This window comes from Actinoplanes lutulentus, assembly GCF_003259845.1.
GTDB classification, from domain to species: Bacteria; Actinomycetota; Actinomycetes; order Mycobacteriales; family Micromonosporaceae; genus Actinoplanes; species Actinoplanes lutulentus.
Window position 1 is genome coordinate 581,647 of the sequence record NZ_QLMJ01000002.1, and the last position, 26,935, is coordinate 608,581.

The 26,935-nt window shown below is 71.5% G+C and carries 13 protein-coding genes; 6 read left to right on the forward strand and 7 right to left on the reverse strand.

The features are described from left to right. Positions 1–22: 22 nt before the first annotated feature. Positions 23–10,585 (forward strand): hypothetical protein, encoded by a 10,563-nt coding sequence (locus B0I29_RS06015; RefSeq protein ID WP_146616728.1) that lies wholly within the window; start codon positions 23–25, stop codon positions 10,583–10,585. A 547-nt stretch (positions 10,586–11,132) separates the two neighbouring features. Here B0I29_RS06015 and B0I29_RS45620 read toward each other — a convergent pair. From B0I29_RS45620 to B0I29_RS06030, 3 genes are all read right to left on the reverse strand, one after another. Continuing rightward, complete coding sequence (locus tag B0I29_RS45620) at positions 11,133–12,326, reverse strand: acyltransferase family protein (protein ID WP_181557705.1); 1,194 nt, start codon at positions 12,324–12,326, stop codon at positions 11,133–11,135. Positions 12,327–12,372: 46 nt separating this feature from the next. Next, positions 12,373–13,848, reverse strand: coding sequence for a glutamate-cysteine ligase family protein (locus B0I29_RS06025; protein WP_111647827.1), 1,476 nt, complete (start codon positions 13,846–13,848; stop codon positions 12,373–12,375). Between the two features lie 165 nt (positions 13,849–14,013). Beyond that, positions 14,014–14,535 (reverse strand): hypothetical protein, encoded by a 522-nt coding sequence (locus B0I29_RS06030; protein ID WP_111647828.1) that lies wholly within the window; start codon positions 14,533–14,535, stop codon positions 14,014–14,016. A gap of 221 nt (positions 14,536–14,756) precedes the next feature. On the opposite strand from B0I29_RS06030, the gene B0I29_RS45625 reads away from it, so the two are divergent. Continuing rightward, complete coding sequence (locus tag B0I29_RS45625; RefSeq protein WP_181557706.1) at positions 14,757–16,973, forward strand: hypothetical protein; 2,217 nt, start codon at positions 14,757–14,759, stop codon at positions 16,971–16,973. 129 nt (positions 16,974–17,102) lie between these two features. Continuing rightward, positions 17,103–18,251 carry a SigB/SigF/SigG family RNA polymerase sigma factor gene (locus tag B0I29_RS06045; RefSeq protein WP_111647830.1) on the forward strand — a complete coding sequence of 383 codons (1,149 nt, stop codon included), beginning with the start codon at positions 17,103–17,105 and terminating at the stop codon, positions 18,249–18,251. A gap of 44 nt (positions 18,252–18,295) precedes the next feature. On the opposite strand, the gene B0I29_RS06050 is transcribed toward B0I29_RS06045, so the two are convergent. From B0I29_RS06050 to B0I29_RS06065, 4 genes are all read right to left on the reverse strand, one after another. Next, entirely contained in the window at positions 18,296–19,009 is a 714-nt protein-coding gene (locus tag B0I29_RS06050) for an ATP-binding protein (protein WP_111647831.1), read from the reverse strand. Positions 19,010–19,110: 101 nt separating this feature from the next. Then, positions 19,111–19,836 carry an ATP-binding protein gene (locus B0I29_RS06055; protein ID WP_111647832.1) on the reverse strand — a complete coding sequence of 242 codons (726 nt, stop codon included), beginning with the start codon at positions 19,834–19,836 and terminating at the stop codon, positions 19,111–19,113. A 63-nt stretch (positions 19,837–19,899) separates the two neighbouring features. Further along, a complete protein-coding gene (locus B0I29_RS06060) occupies positions 19,900–21,015 on the reverse strand; it encodes a glycosyltransferase (RefSeq protein ID WP_111648032.1) in 1,116 nt (371 codons plus the stop codon). An 8-nt stretch (positions 21,016–21,023) separates the two neighbouring features. Further along, complete coding sequence (locus tag B0I29_RS06065) at positions 21,024–22,037, reverse strand: glucosyl-3-phosphoglycerate synthase (protein ID WP_111647833.1); 1,014 nt, start codon at positions 22,035–22,037, stop codon at positions 21,024–21,026. Between the two features lie 183 nt (positions 22,038–22,220). Here B0I29_RS06065 and B0I29_RS06070 point away from each other — a divergent pair, with 183 nt between their 5' ends. Genes B0I29_RS06070 through secA2 form a run of 3 tightly spaced genes read left to right on the forward strand, consistent with a single transcriptional unit; the run spans position 22,221 to position 26,658 of the window. Beyond that, the gene (locus B0I29_RS06070) at positions 22,221–23,213 is read left to right on the forward strand and encodes a Gfo/Idh/MocA family protein (RefSeq protein WP_111648033.1); all 993 of its coding nucleotides are present in this window, start codon (positions 22,221–22,223) and stop codon (positions 23,211–23,213) included. Then, positions 23,206–24,309, forward strand: a complete 1,104-nt coding sequence (locus B0I29_RS06075) for a zinc-dependent alcohol dehydrogenase (RefSeq protein WP_111647834.1) — start codon at positions 23,206–23,208, stop codon at positions 24,307–24,309. Before B0I29_RS06070 ends, B0I29_RS06075 begins: the two co-directional genes overlap by 8 nt. Before the next feature lie 57 nt (positions 24,310–24,366). Further along, positions 24,367–26,658 carry an accessory Sec system translocase SecA2 gene (secA2, locus tag B0I29_RS06080; protein ID WP_111647835.1) on the forward strand — a complete coding sequence of 764 codons (2,292 nt, stop codon included), beginning with the start codon at positions 24,367–24,369 and terminating at the stop codon, positions 26,656–26,658. The last annotated feature ends 277 nt before the right edge of the window (positions 26,659–26,935 follow it).

A 26,935-nucleotide genomic window follows, 5' to 3' on the forward strand; every position in this document is an offset into this window, starting at 1 on the left:
GTCGGGGTTTAAAAATCAATTCGTGCTCTCGCCTCGACGGGATCCGCGCAGGCGGATCGCAGCCGTAGTCGTCATCGTGCTCACCCTGTCGCTCGGTATCTGGTCCGATACCAGTCTCGCGGCGAGCACTCTCACCACGTCGGCGCAGGCGCTGCGCGCGAACCTGGCGGCTGTCGGCGGTGTGATCACCGCCAGCCTGGCGAGCCCGACGAACGCGCAGACGTGGTCCGACGGCGGCGGTACCGCCTCGGCCTCGGTGACGAATCCCGGGCTGAAGCTCATCGGCATTCCGATCCTGACGAGCGGCGTGGTCTCGGCCACCGCCGGGCCGGCGATCACCGGCGGCGGCCGGGCGGTCTCCGACGTCGCCGGGCTGGGTCTGCTCGGCGCGGCCGGCATCACCGTCGACGCGATCCAGTCCACCTGCATCATGAACCCGTCCGGGATCAGCGGCAACGTCGTTCTCACCGGACTCAAGGTCGGCGGGACGACGATCGCCAACCCGGACGTCAACCTGAAGCTCAACCTGCCCGGGCTCCTCGGCGTCACCATCGACAAACGGACCGTCAGCTGGAACACCAACACCGGCAAGTACGACTACACGGTCCGCGCCCTCGACGTGAACCTGCTCGGTGACGGCGGCCTCGGCGTCCTCGCGAACGGCACCGTGGTGGTCGCCGAGTCGATCTGCTCGGGCACCGTCAAACTCGGCGCGATCACCGTCGACCCGGTCGCGCTCGCCCCCGGCCAGAACGGCACCCCGACCGTGACCGTGACCAACACCGGTGACGCGGGCGCGAACAACACCACCATCAAGATCCCGAAGCCGCCGTCGGTGTACGTGCTGGACACCCCGTCGGTCACCGGCGGTGGCACCTGCTCCACCTCGGACAACGACTACGTGATCTGCTCCGGCGTGACGGTGCCCGGCAGCGGCAGCGTGAAGGTCTCGCTGCCGGTCAAGCTGAAGGCGTCCGCGCCGAGCGGTGCCGCGTTCTGGTCGCCCGGTGCCGGCACGATCAGCGCGTCGAGCAACCCGGTTCCGCAGGCGACGCCCACCACCCCGGGCGCCGCCACCACCATGGAGATCACCGGCAGCGGCGCGCTGGTCACCTCGAAGGCCCGGGAGACCTCGGCCGGCACGGTCACCGTCACCCCGGCCACGCTCCCGGCCGGCAAGACGGTCACCACCGGCGTGAAGGTCGCCAACCAGGGCCCGTCCGACACGCTCACCACGATCACCATCCCGATGACGGGCCGGCCCACCGGCGTGAGTGTCACGGCCGCGGCGATCGGCGGCACACCCTGCACGTTCGACAGCACGGCGATCACCTGCTCCGGCGTGACCGTGCCGGCCGGCGGCGACGTGACCGTCGACGTGAGCACGGCGGCGACCGCCTCGGCGACCGTCGGCGCCACCTGGGATCTGGCCGGCATCGCCGCCACCATGAACGGCACCGCGGTCACCGGCCAGGGCCGGCTGCTCACCATCGGCAGCCCGGACGTGAACCTCACCGGCGGGCTGTCCATCACTCCGGCCACCGCGGTGCCCGGCGGATCGGCCGCCACCGCGACGATCCAGGTCACCAATGCCGGCGCGGCCACGGCCGGCCCGGCCTCGATCACCATTCCGCTGCCGCCGGCGGGATACACCGTCGGCACGGTCACCACGAACGGCGGCGGGACCTGTGTCACCGGCGCGAGCGCGATCAGCTGCACCGGCGTGACGATCCTGGCCGGCAAGACGGTCGCCGTGTCGGTGCCGGTCGCCCTCGCCTCCTCGGTCACCGCGCCCTGGACCGTCGCGGCCGGCACCCCGATCACCGCGGCGGCCGGCAACTCCACCGGCACGGTCGCCGGCACCGTCATCACCCCGGCGCCGCGGCACACCCTCGGAGTCACCGCGACCGGCCCGGACGACGGCACGGTGAGCCCCGGCCAGAGCACCACGATCACCGCGAACATCTACAACCAGGGCCCGTCGGACGCGACCCAGCGCACGTTCACGGTGGTCGCCCCGCCGCGGACGGTCTTCGGCACCCCGACCGGCGCCAGCTGCACGGCGGCGGCCCTGAACACCCAGCTCAACTGCACGGTCACCATCGCGGCCGGCGCGCCGCCGGTGGCGCTCACCCTGCCGCTGACCGTCTCGGTGCTGGCCAACCCGAACGATCCGATCACCGGCGGCTGCGTGAGCCTCGACGGCGACACGGTCTGCACCGGCGCCGACGACGCCAAACTGCCGGACATCGTGCTGCGCAGCCCGCTCGCCACCCGGCTCACCACGACGTTCGACGCGGCCACCATCACGCCGGGAATGGACGCCACCGGCAAGGTGACCCTGCGCTCCACCAAGGCCGAGACCGGCGTGACCGCGACGATCTCGACGGCCCTGATGCCCAGCTCGTTCTCGATCCTGGGCGCCTCGGTGAACGGTAACCAGTGCACGATCGGCTCCGGCGCGATCACCTGTTCCGGGATCAGCCTCGCCGCGAACACCGCGAAGGACATCTCGGTACGGATCGCCGCCGCCCAGGCGGCGCTGCCCGGTGTCACCTGGACGCCGCTCGTCACCATCGCCACCAGCAACGAGACGGCCGCCGCGGTGGGTGCGCTGGCCGGCACCGGCACGGTCTCGTACACCCTGACCGCTACCTCGACCGGTCCGGCGGCCGGGACCGTCGAGCCGGGCAACCCCACGTCGATCACGGTGAACGTCACCAACATCGGCCCGTCGGCGGCGAGCCCGGCCACCTTCAACGTGACCGCGCCGTCCGGCGCCACGTTCGGCACGCTCGGCGCGCCGGCCGCGGCCGTCTGCCAGGTCAGCACGCCGGCGCTGCTGCTGTGCAGCAAGACCCTGGCCGCGAACATCGCGACCGGCGACCTCACGATCCCGCTGAACATCTCCGCGAACGCCGACCCGGACCAGCCGGTCACCGGCGGCTGCGTGGATGTCAACGGTATCCCCGGCTGCGGTGCCGCCGACCGCGCGATCCCGGACATCAGCCTGCGGGTGCCGTTCGCCCGCCAGGTCGGTGTCACCGCGGAGCGCGCCGATGTGGTGCCCGGGCGGACCGCCGTGGCGACGCTGAAGATCGCCGCCACTCACAACGACCTCTCCGGCGTGGCGGTCACGATTCCGGCGGCCGGACTGCCCGCCAAGGTCACCGTCACCGGGGTGGCCGGTCCGAACGGCGCCAGCTGCGCCATCGTGACCGGCACGAACCTGGTCGAGTGCACCGGCATCACGATCTCCAACGGGGCCGTCGCCGAGGTGAAGCTGACCTTCACGGCGCTCGCCGACGCGACACCGGGTAACACATGGAACGCCACCGGCATCACGGTCGGCGCCGGTGGACAGTCGGTCACGGTCACCCCGGGCCTGGAGCTGGCCCGGGTCGCCCCGGCGCAGTCGACCCTGGACACCACGGTCAACCTGACCGGGCTCACCGCGCTGCCCGGTGGCGGCGGCACGCTCAACGTCGCCCTGGTCAACAGCGGCCCGTCCGACGCGGTGAACAAGCCGATCACCGTGATCGCCCCGGCCGGCACCACGTTCGGCCCGCTGGACGCCCACACCGACACGTACTGCGACCTCACCCTCGACAGCACCAAGGCCACCTGCACGGTGAGCCTCCTGGTCGGCGGCACGCTGAACCTGGCCTTCCCGGTGAAGATCGGCCTGAACGTGCTGCCCGGCAAGGCGATCACCGGCGGCTGCGTCGACCTCGACGCCACCAGCAGCTGCACGATCACCATCGACAAGGCGCTGCCGAGCATCACCGTCGGCACCCCGCTCCAGCAGCGGCTCTCGGTCACCACCACCAAGGCCCAGACCCTGCCCGGCCGCGAGGACGATGCCAAGATCAATATCAGTTCGAGCGCCGTGGAGACGAGCCTCAAGGTCACCGTGCCGGCCACCGGGCTGCCCACCGGGGCCTCGGTGGTCGCGGCGAGCGCGCCCGGCGGCGCCACCTGCGTCCTGGGCCCGCCGGTCGTGTGCAGCAACGTCGCGCTGCCCACCCCGGGCACCCCGGTTGCGGTCACCCTGCGGGTGCGCTCGGCCGCCGACGGTGTGGCCGGCACCTGGACCGCGACCGCGATCAAGGTGGAGACCGCGACCGAGGAGGCCACCGAGGCCGGCGACCTCGCCGTGATCTCCGCGCCGCAGAGCACCCTGACCGGCGCCGTCACCGTCCCGGCGACCGGCACCACGACGCTGAACAGCACCGCGTCCGTCTCGGTGACCGTGACCAACACCGGGCCGTCGAACGCGGCGCCGGCCACCTTCACCGTCAGCGCTCCGGCCGGTACGACGTTCGGCGTCACCATGCCGGCGAACTGCACGCGTACCAGCAACACCCTGGTCACCTGCACGCTGCCGCTGGCCGCCGGCGCGAACACCGGGGCACTCGCCTTCCCGATCGTGGTACCGGCCGGCGCCGACCCGTTCACCCCGCTGAGCGGTGGCTGCGTCAACCTGGACGGGGTCGCCGGCTGCGGCGCCGCCGACCAGGTGGTCCCGGACATCACGCTGAAGGTGCCGTTCGACCGGACGGTCACGCTCACCTCGGCGCAGGCCACCGTATCGCCGGGACGTACCGGTTCGGCCACCGTCACCGTCACCGCCGACCGGGTCGCGCTCACCGGCATCTCGGTGAGCATCCCGACCGGCGGCAAACCGGCCGGCGTCAGCATCGGTACGCCGACCGGCGCCACCTGCACCGGCACCGACCCGATCGTCTGCGGCCCGTTCACGGTGGGGGCCGGGGCGGCCAAGACGATCAGCCTGCCGCTGTCCGCCGCCGCGAACACCGCGCCCGGTGCCACCTGGGATCCGGTGGTCACCGTCGGGGACGGCGTCGACACGATCACCGGAACACGGCGGCTGGCCACCATCGGCGCGGCCGAGGTGACCCTCGTGCCGGCCGTGACGGTTCCCTCGTCGATCGAGCCGGGCCAGACCGGCACCGTCGGCGTCACCATCGTCAACCAGGGCGTCTCCAACGCGAACGCGGTCGCGTACCAGATGATCCCGCCGCCCGGCACCACCTTCGGCACCCCGCCGGCGAACTGCATCGTGGTCCTCGGCACCGACCGCCTCGCCTGCACCGCCACCGTGATCAGCGGCGGCAGCCTCGGCCCGGTGCAGTTCCCGCTGATCATGGACGCGACCGCGGTACCCGGCCAGTCGGCGACCGGCGGGTGCGTGGACCTCGACAACGACAGCCGCTGCGCGATCCCGCCGGACGTCGCGATCGGCTCGATCACCGTGGCCACGCCGTTCGACCGGCAGGTCAGCGTGCGAACCGTGCCGGTCACCGTGGCGCCCGCCGCCACCGGCACCGCCCAGGTCGTGGTCGAGTCGAGCCAGGCGCAGGTCGCGGCGGTGACCGTCACCATCCCGATCGGCAACCACCCGGCCGCGATCACCGTCGGCACACCCACCGGCTGCACCTCGGACGGCACCACGATCACCTGCACCGGCGTGATGCTCAACAACAGCCCGTACCGGGCCACCATCGACATCCCGATCTCGGTCGCCTCCGGCACCGCGGCCGACCAGGTGTGGAGCATCTCCGGCGTCCAGGTCGTCAAGTCGGTGACCGAGTCGGTCGGCGGCGGCGGCGTGCTGGTCCGCACCGGCGCCGCGCCCTACACGCTCGGTGCGTCCGCGGTCGTACCGGCCGGCGACACCGTGCTGCCGGGCAGCACCACCACGGTCACCGCGACGATCACCAACACCGGCGGCAGCGCCGCGACCGGCATCCCTGTCACCGTGTTCGCGCCGGCCGGCACCACGTTCGCCACCACCGGCCTTCCGGCCGGCTGCACGGCGCTCTCCACCACCAGCCTCAGCTGCGTGGTCACCGTCGCCGCGACGAACGGCTCGACGGCCCTGCAGCTGCCGATCGTGATTCCGGACCCGGCGCCGTCCGGCGGGATCGGCGACGGCTGCGTCGACCTCGGTGGCGACGGCCACTGCGACGCCGGCACCGACATCACGATCCCCGGGTTCACCCTGCGCAAGCCGCTGGGCACCGCGATCACGGTCGGCACGGTGACCACGACGCCGGTGACGCCCGGACTCACCGGAACCACCACCGTGCAGCTCGCCGCGAGCGTGACCCGCGACGACATGGTCCTCACGATCGGCGCCGACGGCCGCCCGGCCGGGCTGTCGATCATCGGAGCCACCGTCGGCGGCGCCGCGTGCACGATCAGCGGCGACGTGGTGACCTGCTCCGACGTGGACATCGCGAACGGTGGCGCCGCCACCCTGAACCTGACCGTCGCCGCCGACTCGACGGCCACACCGGGCAGCACCTGGGTCCCGTCGATCAAGCTGGAGAAGGGCGCGGAGAACGCGACGATCCGGCAGAAGATCGCCGAGGTCGGGTCCGCCGATCACGGCAGCGGCCTGGCGATCGGGGTCGTGATGCCGGCCGACAGCACCGTCCTGCCCGGCGGCAGCGCCGTGCTGCGGGTGACCATGACCAACCCGGGGCCGTCCGCGTACCCGGGTGCCCGAGCGGCCTTCCGCGCGCCGACCGGCACCACGTTCGGCACCCTCGACGTGCCCGCCTCCACCTTCTGCCTGAAGCCCTCGTCCACGCTGGTCACCTGCACGGTCGACCTCGGCGTCGAGGCGCGGCAGTACCGGCTGCCGCTGGACATCCCGGCCACCACCGCGCCGGGAGCGACCATCGGCTCCGGCGGTTGCGTCGACGCCGGTTTCGACGGTGTCTGCGATTCCGGCGACATCGCGTTCAGCACGTTCAAGCTGGCCAAGCCGTTCAGCGCGCAGGCCCAGCTCTGGATCACCACCGGGACCGTCACACCGGGCGAGACCGGTACCGGCCTGATCCGGCTGACCGCGGACCGGGCACTGACCGGGCTCACCGTCACGATCCCGCTCACCGGCCTGCCCACCGGCATCACGGTGACCGGTGCGACCGGCCCGGCCGGCTCCACCTGCACGCTGACCCCGGCGATCGTCTGCACCGGCGTCACCGCGCCGCAGGCCACCGTCGACCTGATCTCGGTCGGCGTACGCGCGGCGTCCTCGCTCGCGGCCGGCGTCACCTGGACACCGCCGTCGGTCACCGTGACCAGCGCCACCGGTGACACGTCGACGAACACCGGGCCGCTGGCGCGTACCGGTACGCCGGTTTCCGACCTGAGGTTCGCCGCAACGCTGCCGGACGGCACTGTCGCCTCCGGCGGCACGGCGGCCATGACGATCAGCGTGACCAACGCCGGGCCGTCCGACGCGGCCGGAACCGTCACCCGGGTCAAGGCACCGGCCGGCACCACGATCGGCGACCTGGTCAGCCCGGCCAGCACCGACTGCGTCCGGATCGGCAACACCCAGCTCGACTGCACGGTCCGGCTCGCGGCCGGCGGTGCCGCGGTGAAGTGGATCGTCCCGGTGGTCGTCCCGGCCAACGCCGACCCGGACACCGAACTCACCGGCGGCTGCGTCGACACGTCCCGCGACTCGATCTGCGGCGCCGGCGACACCCCGCTGCCCGGCATCCACCTGACCCCGACACTCACCCAGGGCGTGAAGATCACGGCGGCCGACCCGCCGGCGATCCGGCCCGGGCGGACCGGCACGATCGCCGTGAAGCTGGAGGCCACCAGGGCGCGTACCGGCCTGGCCGTCAGTATTCCGCTGACCAGCCTGCCGGCCGGCATGACGATCTCGCAGGCCCAGGTGCCCGGCGGGCAGTGCGTGGTCACCAGCGCGGCGGTGAACTGCACCGGCGTCGACATCAAGGCCGCCGGCACGGTCACCGTGACGCTCAACGCGGCCGTCGCCGGCTCGGCCAACCCCGGCGACACCTGGACGCCGACCGCCACCGTCACCGAGGCGGCCGACCACACCGCCCGTACGCTCAGCGTCGCGACCGTCGGCACCGCCGACACCGCGCTGGCCGTTGCCGTGGCGGTGCCCGCCGCGAACACGCTGCGGCCCGGGGACACCGGTTCGATGGCGGTGACCGTCACGAACACCGGCAGCTCGACCGCGCGGGCCAAGGCGTACACGTTCATCGCGCCGGCCGGCACCACGTTCACCCCGCCGGCCGCCACCACCGGCTCGACCTGCGTGGTCGCCTCGGCCGGGGCGCGGATGAACTGCACTGTCGACGTCAACGGCAATGCCCGTACGCAGTTCCCGCTGCCGTTCGTGGTGTCCGGCTCGGCGAACCCGCGTACGCCGATCACCGGCGGCTGCGTCGACACCAACACCGACGGCGTCTGCACGGTGGCGGACACGGCTATTCCGTACATCCTGCTGGCGCTCTCGCTCGCTGAGCGGGTCACCATCGCCGGTGCGCCGGCGACGGTCGCACCGGGACGCAGCGGCAACGGCGTCGTACGCCTCACCAGCACGGTCACCCTGACCGGCACCACCGTGACGGTCCCGCTGGCCGGCCTGCCCACCGGCATGAGCGTCACCGGCGTCACCGGCCCGGCCGGGGCGAGCTGCACCCGTGACGCGACCGCCGTCACCTGCACCGGCGTCACCCTGACGGCCGGGCAGAACACCGACGTCTCGATCACCACGCAGCTGACCGGCACCCTCGCGCCCGGTGCCACCTGGTCGCCGTCCGCGGTCGCGGTGGCCCTCGGCAGCGACAGCACCAGCGGCCCCGCCCAGCTGATCGTGGCCGGGCCCCGCGAGTCGGTGGTCACCTGGCGGGTCGGCGGTGCCGGCGGCTCGGTCACACCCGGCGCCACCAAGACGATCACGGTGGCCGGGACCAACGCCGGGCCGTCCAGCGCGCCGAACGGCACCGTGTCCGTGGTCGCCCCGGCGAACAGCACGTTCGGCCAGCTCACCGGCCGGGCCGCCCAGGACTGCACGCCGACCACCAGCAAGCTGCTCTCCTGCCGGTACTCGCTGGACTCCGGTGGCACCGCCACCTGGGACATCCCGATCGTCGTGGACAGCGGCCTCACCGAGGGCGCCAAGGTGGACGGCGGCTGCGTCTCGGCCGACGGCAACACCACCTGCGGCGGCACCGGCGACGTCGCGATCGACCCGTCGACCGTGGACCTGCCGCTGCGCTCCAACGGCACGATCAGCCTGACCAACGCGGTGATCGGGGCCGGCAAGTCCGGTACCGCGAACGTCGGGATCTCGGCGACCACGGCCTTCACCGGCCTGAAGCTGACCGTCCCGCTCGGCGCCCTGCCGGCCGGGTTCACGGTGACCGGCGCGACCCTGGACAGCACCGCCTGTGCGCTCAGCGCGACCGCCGTCACCTGCACCGGCGTCGACCTGGCGGCGATGACACCGCGCACGCTGAAACTCGCGGTGAGCGTCGCCGCGACCGCGTCCACCACGGCCGCGTGGCGGGCCACCGGGATCACCCTGGCCGACCCCGCCCAGACGGCCGACGTGCTGACCGCGTCCGGCCTGCTCGTGAGCACGAGCGCCAGTGGGTACGCGGTGAGCGTCTCGCTCGGCGCGCCGTCGGTGCTCAAGCCGGCCCGGGCGCAGACCACCGTGCTGCCGATCACGCTGTACAACGCGGGGCCGGACGCCGCCGACCCGTACCCGGTGACCGTGATGCTGCCGAACGACACCACCCACGGCACCCTGCCGGCCGGGTGTGTCGAGGGCGCGACCGCGCGTACCGTCACCTGCTCGGTGTCGCTCGCCGCCCGCGGCACCGCGAAGATCTCCCTGCCACTCGTGGTGGACGCCGAGGCCGAGCCGGACATCCTGCTCACCGGCGGCTGCCTCGACCAGGCGCTCAGCGGCGGGGAGCCGGAGTTCGACCTGGTCTGCGGCGGCGCCACCGACATCCCGGTGCCGAACATGACCGTCGGCCGCTTCGACGTGGACCTCGACCTGGACTACACCGGCGGCACGGTCGCCGCCCCGGCCGGCGGGACACTCACCGTCAAGGTCGATTACGGCAACAGCGGCACCGAGACCGCCGACGAGATCGAGTTCACCATCGTGCCGCCGGCCGGCGTGACCGTGGCCGGCGCCGACATGCTGCTCGAACCGACCGGCGACGTGACCACCGCGGACGAGGCGTCAGCGGACATGGTGGCGGCGACGTGCCGGGCCGCCCCTGACGTGGCGTCGAACGCGATGATCTGCGACGCCCCGGACTCGGCCGCCGACTCGGGCAGCCAGGTCTGGATCAAACTGAAGGTCGGAACCGCCTCGAAAGCGGGCGTCTATCCGATGAAGGTCACCATCAGTACGGTCGACGTCGACGGCTACATGGAGGACAACACCGTCAGCGTCCCGTTGCGGATGGCCGCCACCGACAGCGACAACGGCGACGACGGTGACGGCGATGACGGCGATGACGGCGATGACGGCGACTCGGACGACGGTGACTCCGGCGACGACGAGGCCGGCGACCTGCCGACGACCGGCGCCCGCATCGCCGAACTCGCCGTGATCGGCGCCCTCACCGTGGTGACCGGCGTCAGCATGGTGACCCTGGCCCGCGACGGCGGCCCGTCCCTGCGCCTGGCAGTCCTGTTCCGCACCATCTGGGAAACAGACGCACTGCGCCGCTTCCGCCACTGGATCCGCCGCCCCTGACCCCAGAGCGAACCCCGCCAACACCCAAAGCCCTAGCCCACCCCGCCGCAGCCCGCCCGCCTAGCCGCGCGGAGCCGTAGCCCGCGTAGCCACGCCGAGCAGTAGCCCGCCTCGGCTCGCGACGGGCCACTGCCGAGGTCAAGGCGAGTTCCGCCCACGTCCCGACCACCAAACGCGACCGCAAGCGCAAGCCGGTCACCGCCGGCTTGTTCTTGTGGTCGCGTTTGGTGGTCGGAATCGCGACCGTGAGCGCGAGCCGGCCGCGAGTCGATGCCGCTCAGCTTAAGTTGATCTTTGTGGGCACTCGTGGCGGCGTTCGTGGACGGGCCAGTTCGGGCGGGGTTGAGTGGAGCCCGGCGGGACGAGGTCGCACGTTGGCGTTGTGTGCGATTTCAGCATCGCCATAGCCGTGATCAGGTCGCACGGAATGTCAATGTGCGACCTGATCACGGCGTTCCGGGGGCTCACCGTGGGCTTTCGTCATCGCTGCCGAATCGCTGTCGCGGCCGCATTTACTGCCGTAGCCGTGGCCCACAGGACCGCGGCCTTAAACGGGGCCGGCCGTCAATTGCCGAACCGGCGCCACCGGTGGGCCCGCCGGCGACTCCAGCACCTCCGGAGAACCCGAGGAACCCTGAGAAACCGGCGAATCCGGCAAACCAGAATGCCCCGACGACCCCGAAGAACCCGAGGCAGCCCGGGGCAGCCTTCTCTTCATCCATCCAGCCACCGGCTGCTCCACCAGCCGGTGCACCAGCCACGAAGCCGCCAGCATCGCCGTGAGCACCACCATCACCACCACCCAGTGCGGCGCGAAATCCCGGACCGCGTGCATGACCGTCCACCCGACATATTCGTGAATCAGATAGAACGGATATGTCAGCACACCCGCCGTTGTCAGCCACCGCCACTGGATCCACGACGTCCAGCCGAGCGCCACCACCCCGAGCACCACGAAGAACACCGCGACCGCCGCGATGCAGACGACCGGGTTCAGATGGCGAGCCGCGGCACGCAGCGAGGCGTTGTGCGCCCCGAGAGCGAACGACAACCCCACCAGGCCCCACACGCGCAGGTCGCCGGGTCCGAATCGGTGGACCAGGTAAAGGCCGATCCCGCCGACGAAATACGGCGCGTATTCCGGCTGGAGAATGACATTCACGACGGGCAGCTTGGCATTCCAGGTCAGCATGGCGAGGACCAGCCAGCCGTACCCGAAGATGAGGACGCGGGGCAGGGTGAGCCCTCGCCAGAGAAGGCAGACCGCGAAGAGCAGATAGAACCGCGCCTCCGACCACAGGGTCCAGTACACGGCGTCGATGCTGGTCACGTTCAGCGGCGTGTTGAGCATCGTCAGGTTGGTCAGCACCGCGTCGAGGCTCGGCGCCTTCCACAGGAACGGCCACAGGTACAGCACCGTCGTGGTGAGCAGCACGGCGAACCAGTACGCCGGGAAGAGCCGCATGATCCGTGAGTACGCGAACTGGGCCGGCGTCCGGCCCCAGCTGCTCATACAGATCACGAAACCACTGATCATGAAGAACAGCTGGACGCCGAGCCAGCCGTATTTGAGGACGTCGCTGACGCCGGGGAACGCGACGTCGCGCGGCGCGCCCCAGACCGGCGTCGACGCCGTCTCGTGTGCGGTGTAGTGGTAGAGGGCCACCATCAGGGCGGCGGAGATGCGCAGGCCGTCGAGAGTCGCCAGGCGTGTCCTGGATGGCGGATTGGGCGAATTCACAGCGACACCATAGGGCATTCACAAATTGCCTATGACCAACTTTTGGTTAACTGACAGGCCATTCGTGAACGGGAATGTTGTCGTGCATTAACGGAAGGTATCTGCGAAGCATCTCGTGCAGGGATCGCTGCCGGTCCTGCCCCTGCGCTTCGAGACTGTGCAGCGTGTCCACCTGCCACGACGCGCCATTGCGATGCAGCAGGCAGCGCTGTTCGATGATGCCGAGCAACCGGTCGCGCTGTGCCGGTGAGACACCCCACGAGTCCAGTCCTTCGGCGGCCTGAGGCAGCAGCCGGCGCAGCACCAGCTCGGTCACCGGCAGGGTTCCGTGGCCCGGCCAGAAAACGCTGGCGTCGATGCCGTGCCGGGCGCAGTTGTGGAAGTTCTCCTCGGCGGCGCGGAAGCTCATCTGGGTCCAGAGCGGCCGGTCCGCCTCGGCGAGCGATCGGGTCAGTCCGTAGTAGAACGCCGCGTTGGCCATCGTGTCGGCGACGGTCGGGCCGGCCGGCAGGACCCGGTTCTCCACCCGCAGGTGCGGCCGCCCGTCGACGACCGCGTAGATCGGCCGGTTCCACCGGTACACGGTGCCGTTGTGCAGCCGGAGCTCGCTGAGCGCCGGGATCTCGCCGCGTTCCAGGATGTCGGCCGGATCGTCCACGTCGCAGATCGGCAGCAGCGCCGGGAAGTACCGGACATTCTCCTCGAACAGGTCGAAGACACTGGTGATCCAGCGTTCGCCGAACCACACCCGTGGGCGTACCCCCTGGGCTTGAATTTCTTCCGAGCGGGTGTCGGTGGCCTGTTCGAAAAGAGGGATGCGGGTCTCGCGCCACAATTCGCGGCCCAGCAGCAGCGGTGAGTTCGCGCCGAGCGCCAGCTGGATGCCGGCGATCGCCTGCGAGGCGTTCCAGTACGCCGCGAACTGGTCCGGGCTGACCTGGAGATGCAGCTGGGTGCTGGTGCACGCGGCCTCGGGCGCGATGGTGTCGGTGGTGACCGCGAGCCGGTCCACACCGTCGATGCGGATGTCCAGGTCCTCGCCACGGGCCGCGAAGATCTGCTCATTGAGCAGCTGGTACCGCGGGTTCACGGTGAGCGCCTCGCCGGTGAGGTGCTCGCGCCGCAGGGTGGGCAGGATCCCGATCGTCACCATGTGCGCGCCGGCCGCGCGGGCACGCCGTTCCGCCTGGTTGAGGCTGGCCCGCAGGCTGCGTTCGAGCTCGGCGAAGTCGTCGCCGGCGAGCCGCCGTGGCGGCAGGTTGATCTCGATGTTGAACTGGCCCAGCTCGGTCTGGAAATCCGGGTCGGCGATCGCGCCGAGCACCTCGGCGTTGCGCATCGCCGGATCGGCATCGTCGTCGATGAGGTTGAGCTCGATCTCCATTCCGGTCAGTGGCCGTTCGAACTCGAATCGCGCCTCGCGCAGCATCGTCGCGAACACGTCGAGACTCCGGCGGATCTTCTGCCGGTAGCGGGTCCGGTCCTCACGGGAGAATTCGGTCTGTTCGACTTTCTCGCCCACAGCGCACCACCCTTCAGCCGATGACGGTGTCGGCCTCGGCCTCATGATGACGGTTGTCTATCGATGTTCTCGTCATGAGAGCCGGGCATTGTCGCCAGATGGCCAAGGTGTCTGCAGAGATTGACGAGGACATGGGCCCACCGTTACCCGCTCGGCGCGAAATTCTCACCTGAGCAGTGCGGCGAGGACCACTCCGAAGATCGTCAAGCCGGCGGCGGCCTGGAGCAGCATGGCCGGGCCGAGGTGTGACCAGCGCGTCGGGATGCGTGGCGTGAGTGGCTGCATCGTGGTCAGGTTCACCACTTGCATCAGCTTCACCGGCAGCGTCGGGTCGGCCTGCGGCTGGGTACGCACCTGGACCAGATCGCCGCGGTGCAGCGCCGACTGCGGCAGCTGACCGTGCATCTCGATCTCGTACGTCTGCCCGAGGTCGTCACGCAGGCGCACCGGCGTGACCAGGAACTCCGGGCCTTTCCGGAGTTCTTTCAGGGTGCGCCGGGCCGGCCTCATCCGCAGCAGCGAGCCGATCATCTGCGCGATCCCGGCCGTGAAGAACACGGCCATCGCGAGGGCGCGGCCCACGCGGACCTCGCGGGTGTACGAGGCCTGGAAGCCGACGAAACGGCCGGTGATGATCGGACTGACATGCCGGAGGATTCGCTCACGGTGCAGGTCGGTGTCGTCCATGGGGGGTCACCTCCTGGATATTTCTTCATGTTACGGAGAGAACTTGCTTGCGCACCGTGAGTGAATAACTCTGCTTACCTCCACTCCTCATCGGGCGCGGCCGCTTCGCCGCGAATTCCCCACCGATCTGCGGAAACCCGCCCTCGCGGTACCCCCGCCGGGGTGAACTGGTCCGGGGAACGCGTGCACCCGGCGCGTCCCGTGATGGGGGGCGGAGTGCAGTGGCGTCGACGAACGCGTACGTGAAGCCGGAAAGCGTGCTGGCACGCACCGCGCGCGAGATGGTCGAGGCGCACGCGGCAGCCCCCGGGACGATCCTGTGCCAGGTCTGCGGCGAACGGCATCCGTGCCGCACCGCCCTGTCCGCGGCCGAGGTCATGGAAGCGGCCGGCCTGGCCGAGGCATCCGGCCTCCTGGCAGCGAGCCGCCCCGCCTGGAGCCCGTCCACCGAGCAACAGCCGCCCGCCGAGACGCCTCCCTGGGCGGTCGCCGGCCCGCAGGAGCCGCCGTCGTGGACCCCGCAGACGCCTTCCCTGCCGTCAGCCGCGGAAACACCCAAATCTCTCGCCCCTTCGGGCCTCACCTGGCCGCCCTCGCCCGAGCCCGCCGGGATCGTTCCGCCCGTCCCGGATCCGGCGACGCCGCCATGGAACCCAGGACCGGACGCGGCCTCCCCGCGGGCGCAGGCTCCGGCGAGCGACATCGCGCTGCCCGCAGCGCCTTCTTCCAGCCCCATGGGTACGAGTGAAAGCTCCAGTCCCCGCCTGCCATGGCCCCTGATCGACGGGCCAAGCCGAGCCCCGCAAGCCCTCAGCGACGAGCCTTCCGGCACGGTGCTGGGCCCCGCGCCCGCTCCCGGATCACCGGCACCCTTCCCGCTCGCCCCCGCCGAGCCAGAGCCCCTCGCATCCGGACCAGTCGCATCGGGGCCAGTCGGATCTGGGCCAGTCGCATCGGGGTCGTTCGCATCGGGGCCGTTCGCGTCGGGATTGTCGCTTCCGCAGACCATGCCGCCGGCCGCGTCGCCGATGCCGGCCGCGGGACTCTCGGCCGGCACACCGGGCCCGGCACCCTCCCTGGACAAGCCGTACCCCGCTCCGGCCCCGGACGGGCCGTCGGCGGGCGCGTTCCCCGGGCTGCCGCGGGCCGAACCTCCGCGGGCCGATGCGCCGCGGGCCGATCCGCCGTGGGCTCAGCCCATGTCAGAACCCGCCGCGGTCCAGCCGGCCCAGCGCCTGCCGCTGCCCCCACCTCTGCCCCTGCCCGACCCGGAGAGCTCGCCCGCCGAGCCCGCTGCGGAAATCCCTTCGGGGCGGCCCGCGTTCGGTAGCGCGCTGAGCCTCCCCGACCCCGAGGAGCCTCTGGCCGAACCGTCCTTCGGCGCGGCCCCCGCCCAACCGTTCCCCGGGCCGTCCCTCGGCCAGCCATCCCTCGGGCAGCCGGCCGCCGCGGCCGGCGTGCCGTTCTCGAACGCCGCAGCCGGCGATCGGGACGATCTGATGGGACAGCCGTCGGCTTACAGCCAGCAGAACAGTCCGCTCGACGCCCCGCGCTTCGCCCGCTCGGCGCGCCCGGCGGCCGGCCCGCAGGGCACCCCACCCGGACCGGGTCTCGGCAACCTGCCGGGATCGGGTCTCGGCACCCCGCCGGGACCGGGGCTCCCGGCCGAACCCCGGGGCATCCTCTCCGGCGACGCCACCTCGGGCGAACCGGCTAACTACCTGCCCTCCGCCGCGATGATGGCCGGCGATGCGGGCGCGCAGCCGGGAATGCCTCCCGCGCCGATGACCGGTTCCGCACCGAGCGCCCCGGGCATGCCACCGGCTCCGGGCATGCCACCCGCCCCAGGAATGCTCAACGCCCCGACCTCGCCCGCCGGCTCAGGCCTGCCCGGTGCTCCGGCAGCGCCCGGCGGTTCCGGCTTGCCCGGTAGGCCCGCGCCGGCCGGGGCCGCGCCGGCCGGGGCCGCGCCCAAGCGGCCGCCGCTTCAGGCCCCCGACATGGGTCAGAGCCAGCCCGGGCCGAACGCCATCCCCAGCGTCGCCGGACCCGGCACCGGCACCAACCTGGGACCGGCGGGTCCGGGAGCCGGAACCAACGCCGGAACCAACGCCGGGCCCGGCACCGGCACCAATCTCGGCCCGGCCGGCGCCAACGCGGGGCCGGGCGCCGCGCCCGCTCGGAAGCGGCCGTCGCTTCAGGCGCCGGACATGGGGCAGCACAACCCGGTCGGTCACCCGGCGCTCCAGGCGCCTGATCTCGGGCAGCACGCGCCGGTCGCCGGCGTTCCGCAGAACACCGCGCCGGCTCCGGCAGCTCCCGCCCCTGCTCCGGTAGCCCCGGCCGCGCCGCGGGCGGAATCGGCCGGCCCGGACGTTCTCGACGACCCGGCCAGTGCGCCGTCGGGGCTGCCGGGACGCCGGAATCGGCAGGGCTGAGCCGCCGGGAAGATACCGAAAGGGGGGCCGGTGGTGATTGTTTGAGTCCCTGACTCAACGGGCACTAGCGTGCCACGCAAGAGCAGAGTCACGCCGTCCTGCCTGGTACTGGTTGTGGAAAGGCCTGATATGTCCGCGCGCCGCCCCGCCGGCGAGTCTGCCGACACCGCGTTCGAGGATCTCGACGTGGCCGCGGCCGAGTACGCGGAACGCCGGGCCGCCGCCAGCCCCGCGCAGATGGATTCGCTGCGTGAGGACCTGATCCGGCACTGCCTGCCGTTCGCCGGCCGGCTCGCCCGCCGCTATCGGAACCGGGGTGAGTACCTCGAGGACCTGGAGCAGGTGGCCCGGCTCGGCCTCGTGAAGGCGATCGACCGCTACGACCCGGAGCGCGGCTCGTTCACGGCGTACGCGGTGATCACCATTTCCGGGGAGTTGAAGCGGCACTTCCGGGACCGCACCTGGGGTGTGCACGTACCACGCCGGGTGCAGGATCTCAGCCTCGAAGTGGGGCACGCCTCGATGGTGCTGACCAGCGTGCTGGCGCGTACGCCCACGATCGCCGAGCTGGCCGAGCGCCTCGGGGTAGGCGAGGCCGCAGTGCTGGACGCGGTGGAGTCGGCCGCCGGGTACTCGCCGGCGTCGCTGAACGCGCCGGTCGCCGGTGACGGTGTGGCCGAGTTCGGCGACCTGATCGGTGACCTGGACGGTGACCTGGAGTCGGTCACCGACAAGCTGACCGTGATGGAGCTGCTTCTTCGCGTGCCGGCCCGGGAACGCCGGATGCTGGCGATGCGCTTCTACGGCAACCGGACCCAGGCCGAGATCGCCACCGAGCTGGGCATCTCGCAGATGCACGTGTCCCGGCTGCTGAGCCGGGCGCTGTCCTGGCTGCGGGAGGCGATGCTCAGTGACACACCGCCGCGCTGGGACGGTGGCGAACCCCGGGCGGCGCCGCACGGCATGCAGGTGACTGTCGACAAGGACGGCGCCACGATGGTGGTGCGGGTCCGCGGCGAGGTGGACCGGGACAACGCCGAGCGGCTGCGGACGGCGCTGCGCCACGCGACCGGCTCGGGCGCGAGCGCGGTCGTTGTCGACTTCGCGGGCGTCCCGCTGGTCGACGCGGCCGGTGTCGCGGTGCTGGTCGACGCCGTGCAGGCAGCCGGTGCGGCGAGTGTGGACATCGCGGTGAGCGGCGCGCAGCAGTACGTCGCGCGTACCCTCGCGGTCTCGGGCCTGGAGAACGTCCTGCGGCGAGCGAGCGACCGGGTCTGAGCCCGGCGGAGCCGGCGAAAAAGGAAGAAAGAACGCGACAGCGATCAGGGCCGGAGCAGTGAGGCCCAGACGACCTTGCCGCCCTCGGACGGCAGCCATCCCCAGGTGTCGGCGACCGAGCTGACGAGCAGCAGCCCACGGCCGGCGGCCGACGCGGGCTCGTCCGGACCACCTGGCTCCGGTGGCCGCGGTGTGCCGTCGCGGACCGCCAGGTGCAGGTGCTTGGACCGCAGCGATATTCGCAACGACATCATGGTGTGCGCGTGGTCGATCACGTTCGCGACCAGCTCGGTGACGATCAGGCTGGCCGGGGCGACCAGGTCCGGCAGTTCCCAGAGCAGGCAGGCCTCGGTAGCGACGTCCCGGGCGTGCCGGGTGGCACCGCTCACCGGCAGCAGGTCCTCGCTGATCAGCGGTATGGCGCGGTGGTCGTCGCCGAGGTGCGCGTACGCCGCGGCCAGGTCGTCGAAGAGCGGCAGCTGGAGCAGGTGCTGCCGGGTGTTCCCGGCGGGGGAGCAGAGCAGCACCGGCGTGCCCGGCCAGCGGGCGGCCTGGCGCAGCACCACGGTGAAGGCGTCGAGGGCCGGAGGCTGGTCGACCTCGAGGCCGGCCAGGTCGATGAGAAGCGCGTCGGGCTGCTCGGCCAGGCACTTGAGCAGCCGATCCCGCAGCGGTACGACGTCGGCGAGCTGGAGCCGTCCGCTGGTGGACACGACCAGGCGTGCGCCGTCGGCTCGAACCTCGCACTGGACCGTCATGCCTCCGCCTTCCGAGGATGCCCGGGTACCCCCGGCGACGCGGACCAAAACGCCGGGCCGGTGAAAACGTCAGGCAGTACCCATCTCGACGATAGTGCCGGTCAGACGAGCTGTGTCCACACGACCTTGCCGTCGCTCACCGGGAGGACACCCCAGGCGTCGGTCAGGTCGCGGACCAGGCGCAGGCCGCGCCCGCCCGCGTCGGTGATCGACGGGTCGAGGGTCCGGGGCATCAGGAGGCTGCCGTCGCGTACCGCCATGATTATCCGGCCGTCGCGCAGGCCGAGGGTGAACCGCATGGTGGTGTGCGCGTGCCGGACCACGTTCGCGACGAGTTCGGTGGCGACCAGGGCCGCGGTCGCCGCCGCGTCGGGCCGCTGCCATCCGGCGCAGGCCTGGTCGACGAGGTTGCGGACCTGGCGGCAGGCTTCCGGCACCGGCCGCAGCCGGACCCGGATGGCGTTCTGGGCGGGCTGGGCGTCCGCCTCGGCGAGCGCCGTGGCGCAGTCGTCGGCCATCCGCAGCCCGAGACAGTCGGGCGCGGACGCCAGGGCGTCACGGGTCGCCCGGCCGGCGCCGCACACCACGATCGGCACCGCCGGGAATTCCGCGGTCTGGCAGACGACGGCGCCGAGCGTGGTGAGCGCGAGCGGGTCGGCGATATGAAGCCGCCCGACGTCGAGCAGCAGCCTGCTCGGAAGCACGGACAGACTCCGGCGCACCGCGGCGCCGAGGGCTTCGCCGGTGAACCGGTCGAGGGTGCCGCTGATCGTGAGGACACCCACCGGCAGGTCCCGTTCCGGCCGGCAGACGAGCTGGCTGGGCATCGGGTCCCGCCTCCCTTCACCTACGTCGTGCAGGGGGTGCCCTCGCTATCGGCCCGGCAAACGTCAGGCCGGGTTCCGGATCTGTTCGTAGAGCGCCAGGTAGGCCTCGGCCATCACCGCGGGAGTGAATCGGCGCTCCGCCTCGGCCCGGCAGGCACGCGGATCGATCGCGACGGCCTTGCCGACCAGTTCACCGAGGTCCTCCTCGGAGCTGGTGAGCAGACCGGTCCGGCCGTGTTCGATCAGCTCGGGCAGACAGCCGCGGGCGATCCCGACGACCGGGGTGCCCAGCGCGAGCGACTCGACCACGGCGGTGCCGCCCGGTTCCTCCCAGCGCAGCGGGAACAGCGCCACGCGAGCGCGGGCCACCAGCAGGTCACGCTCGCGTCCGGTCACCGTTCCGGCCCACCGCACGCGTACCCCGTCGACGTGCGGCGCGACCTCGTCGCGCCAGAAACGCACGTCGGGGTTGAGCGCCGCGGCCGGGTCACTCTCCGCGGCGGCGAGCTCTTCGGGGCTTTGGTACGGGCCAACCGGCCCCGCCAGCACCAGGTCGAACCCGTGCCGGTGGGCGAGACGGGCCGCCAGATCCTGTCCCTTGCCCGGGTTGATCCGGCCGAGGACCAGCGCGTACTCGTCCTTGGCCACGTCGATCGGCGGCTCGGCGGCCAGCGGCGTGGCGAGGTGGACGTGCCCGATCGCGTGGTCCCGCAGGGCCTGCGGGGCGCGGGCCAGCTGGGCGGCGGAGACGCCGTTGACGTGTACCCGGCCACCGCCGTCGAAGCGGGAGTAGAGCTCGGGGTGCTTGTGCAGGTCCCAGTGCAGGGTCTGCAGGCCGGGTGGCGCGTCGGCGCCGAGCGTGGCGAGGGTGACCAGGCCGGCCGCCTCGACGTGGTCGTGGATCAGATCGATGTCGTCGCGGCCGCGCAGCGCCCGCACCACGGCGTGCTGGTGGGCCTGCACCACGCCGACGGCCTGGTTGTACGGCCGCTGGATCGCCGCGAACTGGCCTTTCTCGAAGACCGAGATCCGCTCCTCCGTCTCGATGGTGCTCTCGCCGACGCTGGCGAGGACCACCTCGACGCCGAGGCGCCGCAGCTCCGGCACGAGCGCGGCGACGATGTTCTCGATGCCGCCGTACCCGGCCGGTGGCACCGGCAGCCATGGGCCGGCGTTCATCAGGACCTTCACGCGGCGACCGCCCGGTTGAGCGCGGGCAGGTCGAGCGAGATGAGCGGCGGCCGCTCGGTCACGCCGGTCTCGGTGATCGCGATCTGCCGGTCCAGATTGGGCAGCGCGTCGTCGCCGCCCCGGCGGAACTGGGTGAGCAGGGTGGACGGCGGCAGCGAGTCGCCGACCAGGCCGCGCCGGTGCATCCGGGACCAGGCGGTCACCATGATCTGCGCGGCCATCCGGCCGAGCGCCTCGGTGCCCTGGTGGCGGTGCTTGCGCTCGCCGAGGTCCACCTGGGCCAGGGCGTCCAGCCCGACCAGGTCGACGAGGTCGATCAGCATGCCGACCTCGACGCCGTACCCGGAGACGAACGGGATGCGCTCCAGGGTGCGGCGGCGGCCGGCGTACTCGCCGGCGAGCGGCTGAACGAATCCGGACAGCTCCGGGAAGAACAGGTTGAGCAGGGGCCGTGCCGCAAGCTCGGTGACCCGGCCGCCGCCGTCGGTCTCGACACCTGCCGTCCCGATCAGCGGCCGGTGGTAGAAGCCCTTGACGAAATCAACGGTGGTGTCGGTCAGCAGCGGGCCGAGCAGCCCGGTGACGAAGTGCGCGGAGAACTCCCGCAGGTCGCCGTCGACGAACGCGACGACGTCGCCGGTGCTGGCCGCGAGCCCGGCCCAGAGCGCGTCGCCCTTGCCCTCCATCCGGGGCAGCCCGCGGGTGAGCCGGTCCTGGCTGACCACCCGGGCGCCGGCCCGGCGGGCGACCATCGCGGTCGCATCGGTGGACCGGGAGTCGACCACGACGATCTCGTCGACCAGCGGTATCCGCTCGACCAGCTCCCGGCGGATCGTGGACACGATCGCGCCGATGGTGGCCTGTTCGTTGCGGGCCGGGATCACCACACTGACCCCGGTACCGCCCTTCGCCGCGAGCAGCTGCTCCGGCGTCCACTGGGAAGCCCGCCCGGTCCGGTACGTCGTCCACGCCTCGACGATCGGTGAGGCTGTGTCATTCGCCTGCCACATCAGCTTTCCCCCAAGCTCGCGATCTTCTGGCGCCGCAGGCCTTTCCCGGGATGTGGCTTTGTCAATCTTTCTGGATGGTTACAGATTGAATGCGGGTAGGTGTCCTCCCTTATGGATGGTTTGGGATCGCGTCCGCTGGTAATCCATCGCTGCGAATCGACCGAGCGGGTGGACGGAGAGCACGTGGCAAGAACCAGGATCGGCATCATCGGTGCGGGCGGCGTGGCGGCGCGTCATGCACGAGTCCTCTCCGAGAACACGGACGCGCAGGTCACCGGCGTGACCGACGTGCTGCCGGAGGCGGCGGCGCGACTGGCCGGCGACCATGGCGCACGGGTGTTCCCGACCGTCGAGGCCCTGATCGATTCCGGTCTGGACGCCGTTTACGTCTGCGTTCCGCCGTTTGCGCACGGCGACGCGGAACGGGCGGTGATCGCGGCCGGGCTGCCGATGTTCGTGGAAAAGCCCATTTCGATCAATAGTGAAATCGCTCACGAAATCGCTGCGTTGATTGCCGAGCGTGATTTGACAACTGCTGTTGGTCACCATTGGCGATATCTGCCGGTGGTCGAACGAGCCCGCGAACTGCTCGGCGGACGTCCGATCCGGCTGATCAGCGGCGCCTGGCTCGACAAGGTGCCGCCGGTCTCCTGGTGGGCGCGGGCCGACCGGTCCGGCGGGCCCGTCGTCGAGCAGGCGGCACACGTCATCGACCTGGCCCGGCACCTCGGCGGGGAGGTGGACGAGGTTTTCGCGTACGGGAACGGGACGCCGCCGGAGGCGCCGGCCACACCCGGGGCGGATGTCGACGGGGCCACCACGGCGGTGCTGCGGTTCGCCTCCGGTGCGGTCGGCACCCTCGCGGCGACCTGCGTGCTCGGCTGGAAGCAGCGGGCCGGCCTGGAGGTGTACGCCGACGGCCTGGCCCTGGCACTGACCGAAACCGAGCTGGTGATCCGGGACGGCTCGGGCACCGAGGTGATCGACTGTGACCCGGTGATCGCCCACCACGCCGTCGACCGGGCGTTCGTGGCCGCCGTCCGGGGCGAGCAGGACGACATCCGGGTGCCGTACGCGGAGGCCACGCGTACCCATGATGTGGCTCTGGCAGTGAGCGCGTCGGTGGCCGCCGGCCGCCCGATCAGCGTGAGCCGCACGGAGGCCGCGCGTGCCTGACCAGAATCCTGACAAGAATCTCGTCGTCACCGCGCCCGGCACGGTGGAGATCGCCGAGGTGGCGAGCGAACCGGTACCGGAGGGCGGCTTCCGGGCCCGGACGCTGTTCAGCGGCATCTCGGCCGGCACCGAACTGACCTTTCTGAAAGGCACCAACCCCGCGCTGCACGCCGGTTTCGACACCGCGCTCGGACTCTTCGGCGCGCCACCCGAGCAGGCCTATCCGGTGAACCGGCTGGGCTACATGGAGGTGGCCCGGGTCGAGGACAGCCGCACGCCGGCCTACCGCGACGGGACCGTGGTGGCGATGACCTACGGCCATCGCACCGGGTACACCGGGCATCCGCTGCGCGACCGGGTCGTGGTGCTGCCGGACGGCCTGGACCCGCTGCTCGGCATCTACGCCGCGCACATGGGCCCGATCTGCGCGAACGGTCTGCTGCACGCGGCCGCTGACCGATTCGGCCCATCGGTGCGCTCGCTCGGTGACGGGGTGCTGGGCGCCCGGGTCGCGGTCGTCGGCGCCGGTGTCGTCGGTGTGCTGACCGCGCTGCTCGCCCGCGCGCACGGCGCCGCCTCGGTGGTGGTCCTGGATCCGACCCCGGCGCGGCGCGCGGTCGCCGAGGCCCTGGGCCTGGCGACGCTGGACAGCTCGGCGGACGCGGACGACCCGGCGGTGATCCTGAAGACCCTCTGGCGGCACGCCGACGGCGACCGCGGCGCCGACGTGGTCTTCCAGTGTCGTGGGCAGGCGGCAGCGCTGCACCTCGCGTTGCGGCTGCTCCGCCCGCAGGCGACGGTGATCGACCTGGCTTTCTATCCGGGCGGCGCGGACGAGGTCCGGCTCGGCGAGGAATTCCACCACAACGGGCTGGGTGTCCGCTGTGCGCAGATCGGCAGGGTTCCGCGCGGATTGGCGCACTCCTGGGATCGGGAACGGCTCTCCGCCGCCACCCTCGATCTTCTTCGGTCCGACGGTGACGCGATCCGGAAACACCTGGTCACCGCCGTGGTGCCGTTCGCCGAAGGTCCGGAAGTGCTCACCGAACTGGCCGGGCGCAAGCGTCAGGAGACGCAGGTGGTGCTCTCGTTCTGAGCAACGGGCGGAGGTCCGTGGCCTGAGACCGGGGAAAATAAAGTACCGTTGCCCGCCATGGGTGTGTCGCAGCGGTTCAAGAACCGTTTCCGAAAGTTTCTGCAGCGTCCGGGTACGACGGTGGACCTGGGGCCGTTGTCGAAGCGGCTCGGTGCGATCGAAGCGCGTGAGGAAGCGCTGAAAGAGCTGGATGACGCGGCGCTGACCGAGGCCGCGCGGGAGGCGACCGATTACGTCGAGCTCTGCGCGATCGGCCGTGAGGCGTCCCGCCGCGCCATCAGCCAGAGGCCGTACGACGTTCAGCTCCTCGGCGCCATGGCGCTGCTCGACGGCCGGGTCGTCGAGATGGCCACCGGTGAGGGCAAGACGCTCACCGCGACACTCGCCGCGTACGGCCACACGCGTCTCGGGCACGGCCCGGTGCACGTGCTGACCGTCAACGACTACCTCGCCAAGCGTGACGCCACCTGGATGGAGCCGATCTACGAGCTCCTCGGGCTCAACGTCGCCTGGGTGACCGAGGCGATGACGCCGGAGGAGCGCCGCGAGGCGTACCTCGCCGACGTCACCTACGTCTCGGTCAGCGAAGCCGGCTTCGACTACCTGCGCGACCAGCTGGTCACCGACGTGGCCGACCGGGTGCAGCGCGAGCTGGCGACCGGCATCGTCGACGAGGCCGACTCGATCCTGATCGACGAGGCCCGGGTGCCGATGGTGCTCGCCGGTAGCGTCGCGACCGAGAGCGACCCGGTGCACGAGGCCGCCACGCTGGTGCGTGAGCTGCGCAAGGACAAGCACTACGAGGTGGCCGAGGACGGCCGCAGCGTCGCGTTCACCGACGACGGCCTCAAGCACCTGGAGTCCGAGCTCGGCGACGTCGACCTGTACGCCGACGAGCAGGTCGCCCACCTCTCCGCGCTCAACGTGGCGCTGCACGCGCACGCCCTGCTGCGCCGCGACGTCGACTACATCGTCCGCAACGGCAGCGTCGAGCTGATCGACGAGATGCGCGGCCGGGTCGCTCAGCGCCGCCGCTGGCCGGACGGCCTCCAGGCGGCCGTCGAGGCGAAAGAGGGCCTGTCCGCGACCGCCGAGGGCGAGGTTCTGGACACCATCACGGTGCAGGCCTTCATCGCGCTCTACAAGACGGTCTGCGGCATGACCGCGACCGCGGTGCACGTCGGCGAGCAGCTGCGCGAGTACTTCAAGCTCGAGGTGGCGGTGATCCCGCCGAACACCCCGAACATCCGCGAGGACGACCCGGACCGGATCTACTCGGCGCACGACATGCGCGACGAGGCCCTGGTCGAGGAGATCAAGCTGGCCCACGAGAAGGGCCGGCCGGTACTGATCGGCACCCTCGACGTGAAGGCCTCCGAGCGGCTCGCCCAGCAGCTGGCCGACGCCGGCGTGCCGAGCAGCGTGCTGAACGCGAAGAACGACGCCGAGGAAGCCGCGATCATCGCGGAGGCCGGCGCGCTCGGCGCGGTCACCGTCTCCACCCAGATGGCCGGTCGTGGTGTCGACATCCGCCTCGGCGGCAGCGACGAGGCGGACCGTGAGCGGGTGGTCGAGCTCGGTGGTCTCTACGTGATCGGCTCCGGCCGGCACGACAGCCGCCGCGTCGACGACCAGCTCCGTGGCCGGGCCGGCCGGCAGGGCGACCCGGGCGCCTCGGTCTTCTTCGTGAGCCTCGAGGACGAGCTGGTCTTCCGGCACGCCGGCGACATCCTGCCCGCCTCGCCGCGGATGGACATGGACGGCGTGGTGCACGACCCGCAGGTGGACTACGCGGTCGAGCACGCCCAGCGGGTCGCCGAGGGTGTGAACTACGAGATCCACCGCAACACCTGGCGGTACAGCGTCGTGATCGAGCAGCAGCGTCTGCTGCTGGCCGAGCGTCGTGAGCGGCTGCTCACCTCCGAGGTCGCCGCGATCATGCTGCTGGAGCGGACGCCGGAGAAGGCCAAGGAGATCGACGAGGACGTCCTCTCCGACGCGGCCCGGGCGATCGCTCTCTTCCACCTGGACCGGCTCTGGGTGGACCACCTGGCGTTCCTCTCCGAGGTTCGCGAGGGTGTGCACCTGCGGGCGCTCGGCAAGCTGGACCCGCTGGACGAGTTCCACCGGGCCGCCGTGCCGGCCTTCCAGGAGTTGCTCACCAAGGTCGAGTCGCGGACCATCGAGACGTTCGACGAGGTCGACCTGACCGACGGCTGGCAGCCCGAGCGCGCCGAGATCGTCCGGCCCAGCGCCACGTGGACGTACCTCGTGCACGACAACCCGTTCGGCTCCGAGCTGGACCGGCTGATCGCGGCCGTCGGCCGCCGCCTCACCTCCGGCGGCTGATCCGCGGCTGTCCGTGGCTGTTCCGAAGGGCTTTCTCCCGACTGGGAGAAAGCCCTTCTGCGTTTGTTCCGTTCGGCAATCTTTAATGAGGCTGACAGAAACCGTTCCCGGAATACGTTTCGGAGACGATGAACAATGTGGAACGTCTTTCCCACACTGTGGTTGGCGACTTGACCCGTGAACGTGCGGGCAGGAAATATCGTCCCCGCTTTACGCACAGTGATCGGTTGTATTCGCTTGCCGCAACAAATTCTGGGGGCCATATCAATGCCGGGCA

Bases quoted from the DNA above. Each gene is read 5' to 3' on its own strand.
- B0I29_RS06060 (WP_111648032.1), bottom strand. From the start codon at position 21,015: ATGAACGCCGGCCCATGGCTGCCGGTGCCACCGGCCGGGTACGGCGGC.
- B0I29_RS06055 (WP_111647832.1), bottom strand. From the start codon at position 19,836: ATGCCCAGCCAGCTCGTCTGCCGGCCGGAACGGGACCTGCCGGTGGGT.
- B0I29_RS06045 (WP_111647830.1), top strand. From the start codon at position 17,103: ATGTCCGCGCGCCGCCCCGCCGGCGAGTCTGCCGACACCGCGTTCGAG.
- B0I29_RS06065 (WP_111647833.1), bottom strand. From the start codon at position 22,037: ATGTGGCAGGCGAATGACACAGCCTCACCGATCGTCGAGGCGTGGACG.
- secA2 (WP_111647835.1), top strand. From the start codon at position 24,367: ATGGGTGTGTCGCAGCGGTTCAAGAACCGTTTCCGAAAGTTTCTGCAG.
- B0I29_RS06050 (WP_111647831.1), bottom strand. From the start codon at position 19,009: ATGACGGTCCAGTGCGAGGTTCGAGCCGACGGCGCACGCCTGGTCGTG.
- B0I29_RS06030 (WP_111647828.1), bottom strand. From the start codon at position 14,535: ATGGACGACACCGACCTGCACCGTGAGCGAATCCTCCGGCATGTCAGT.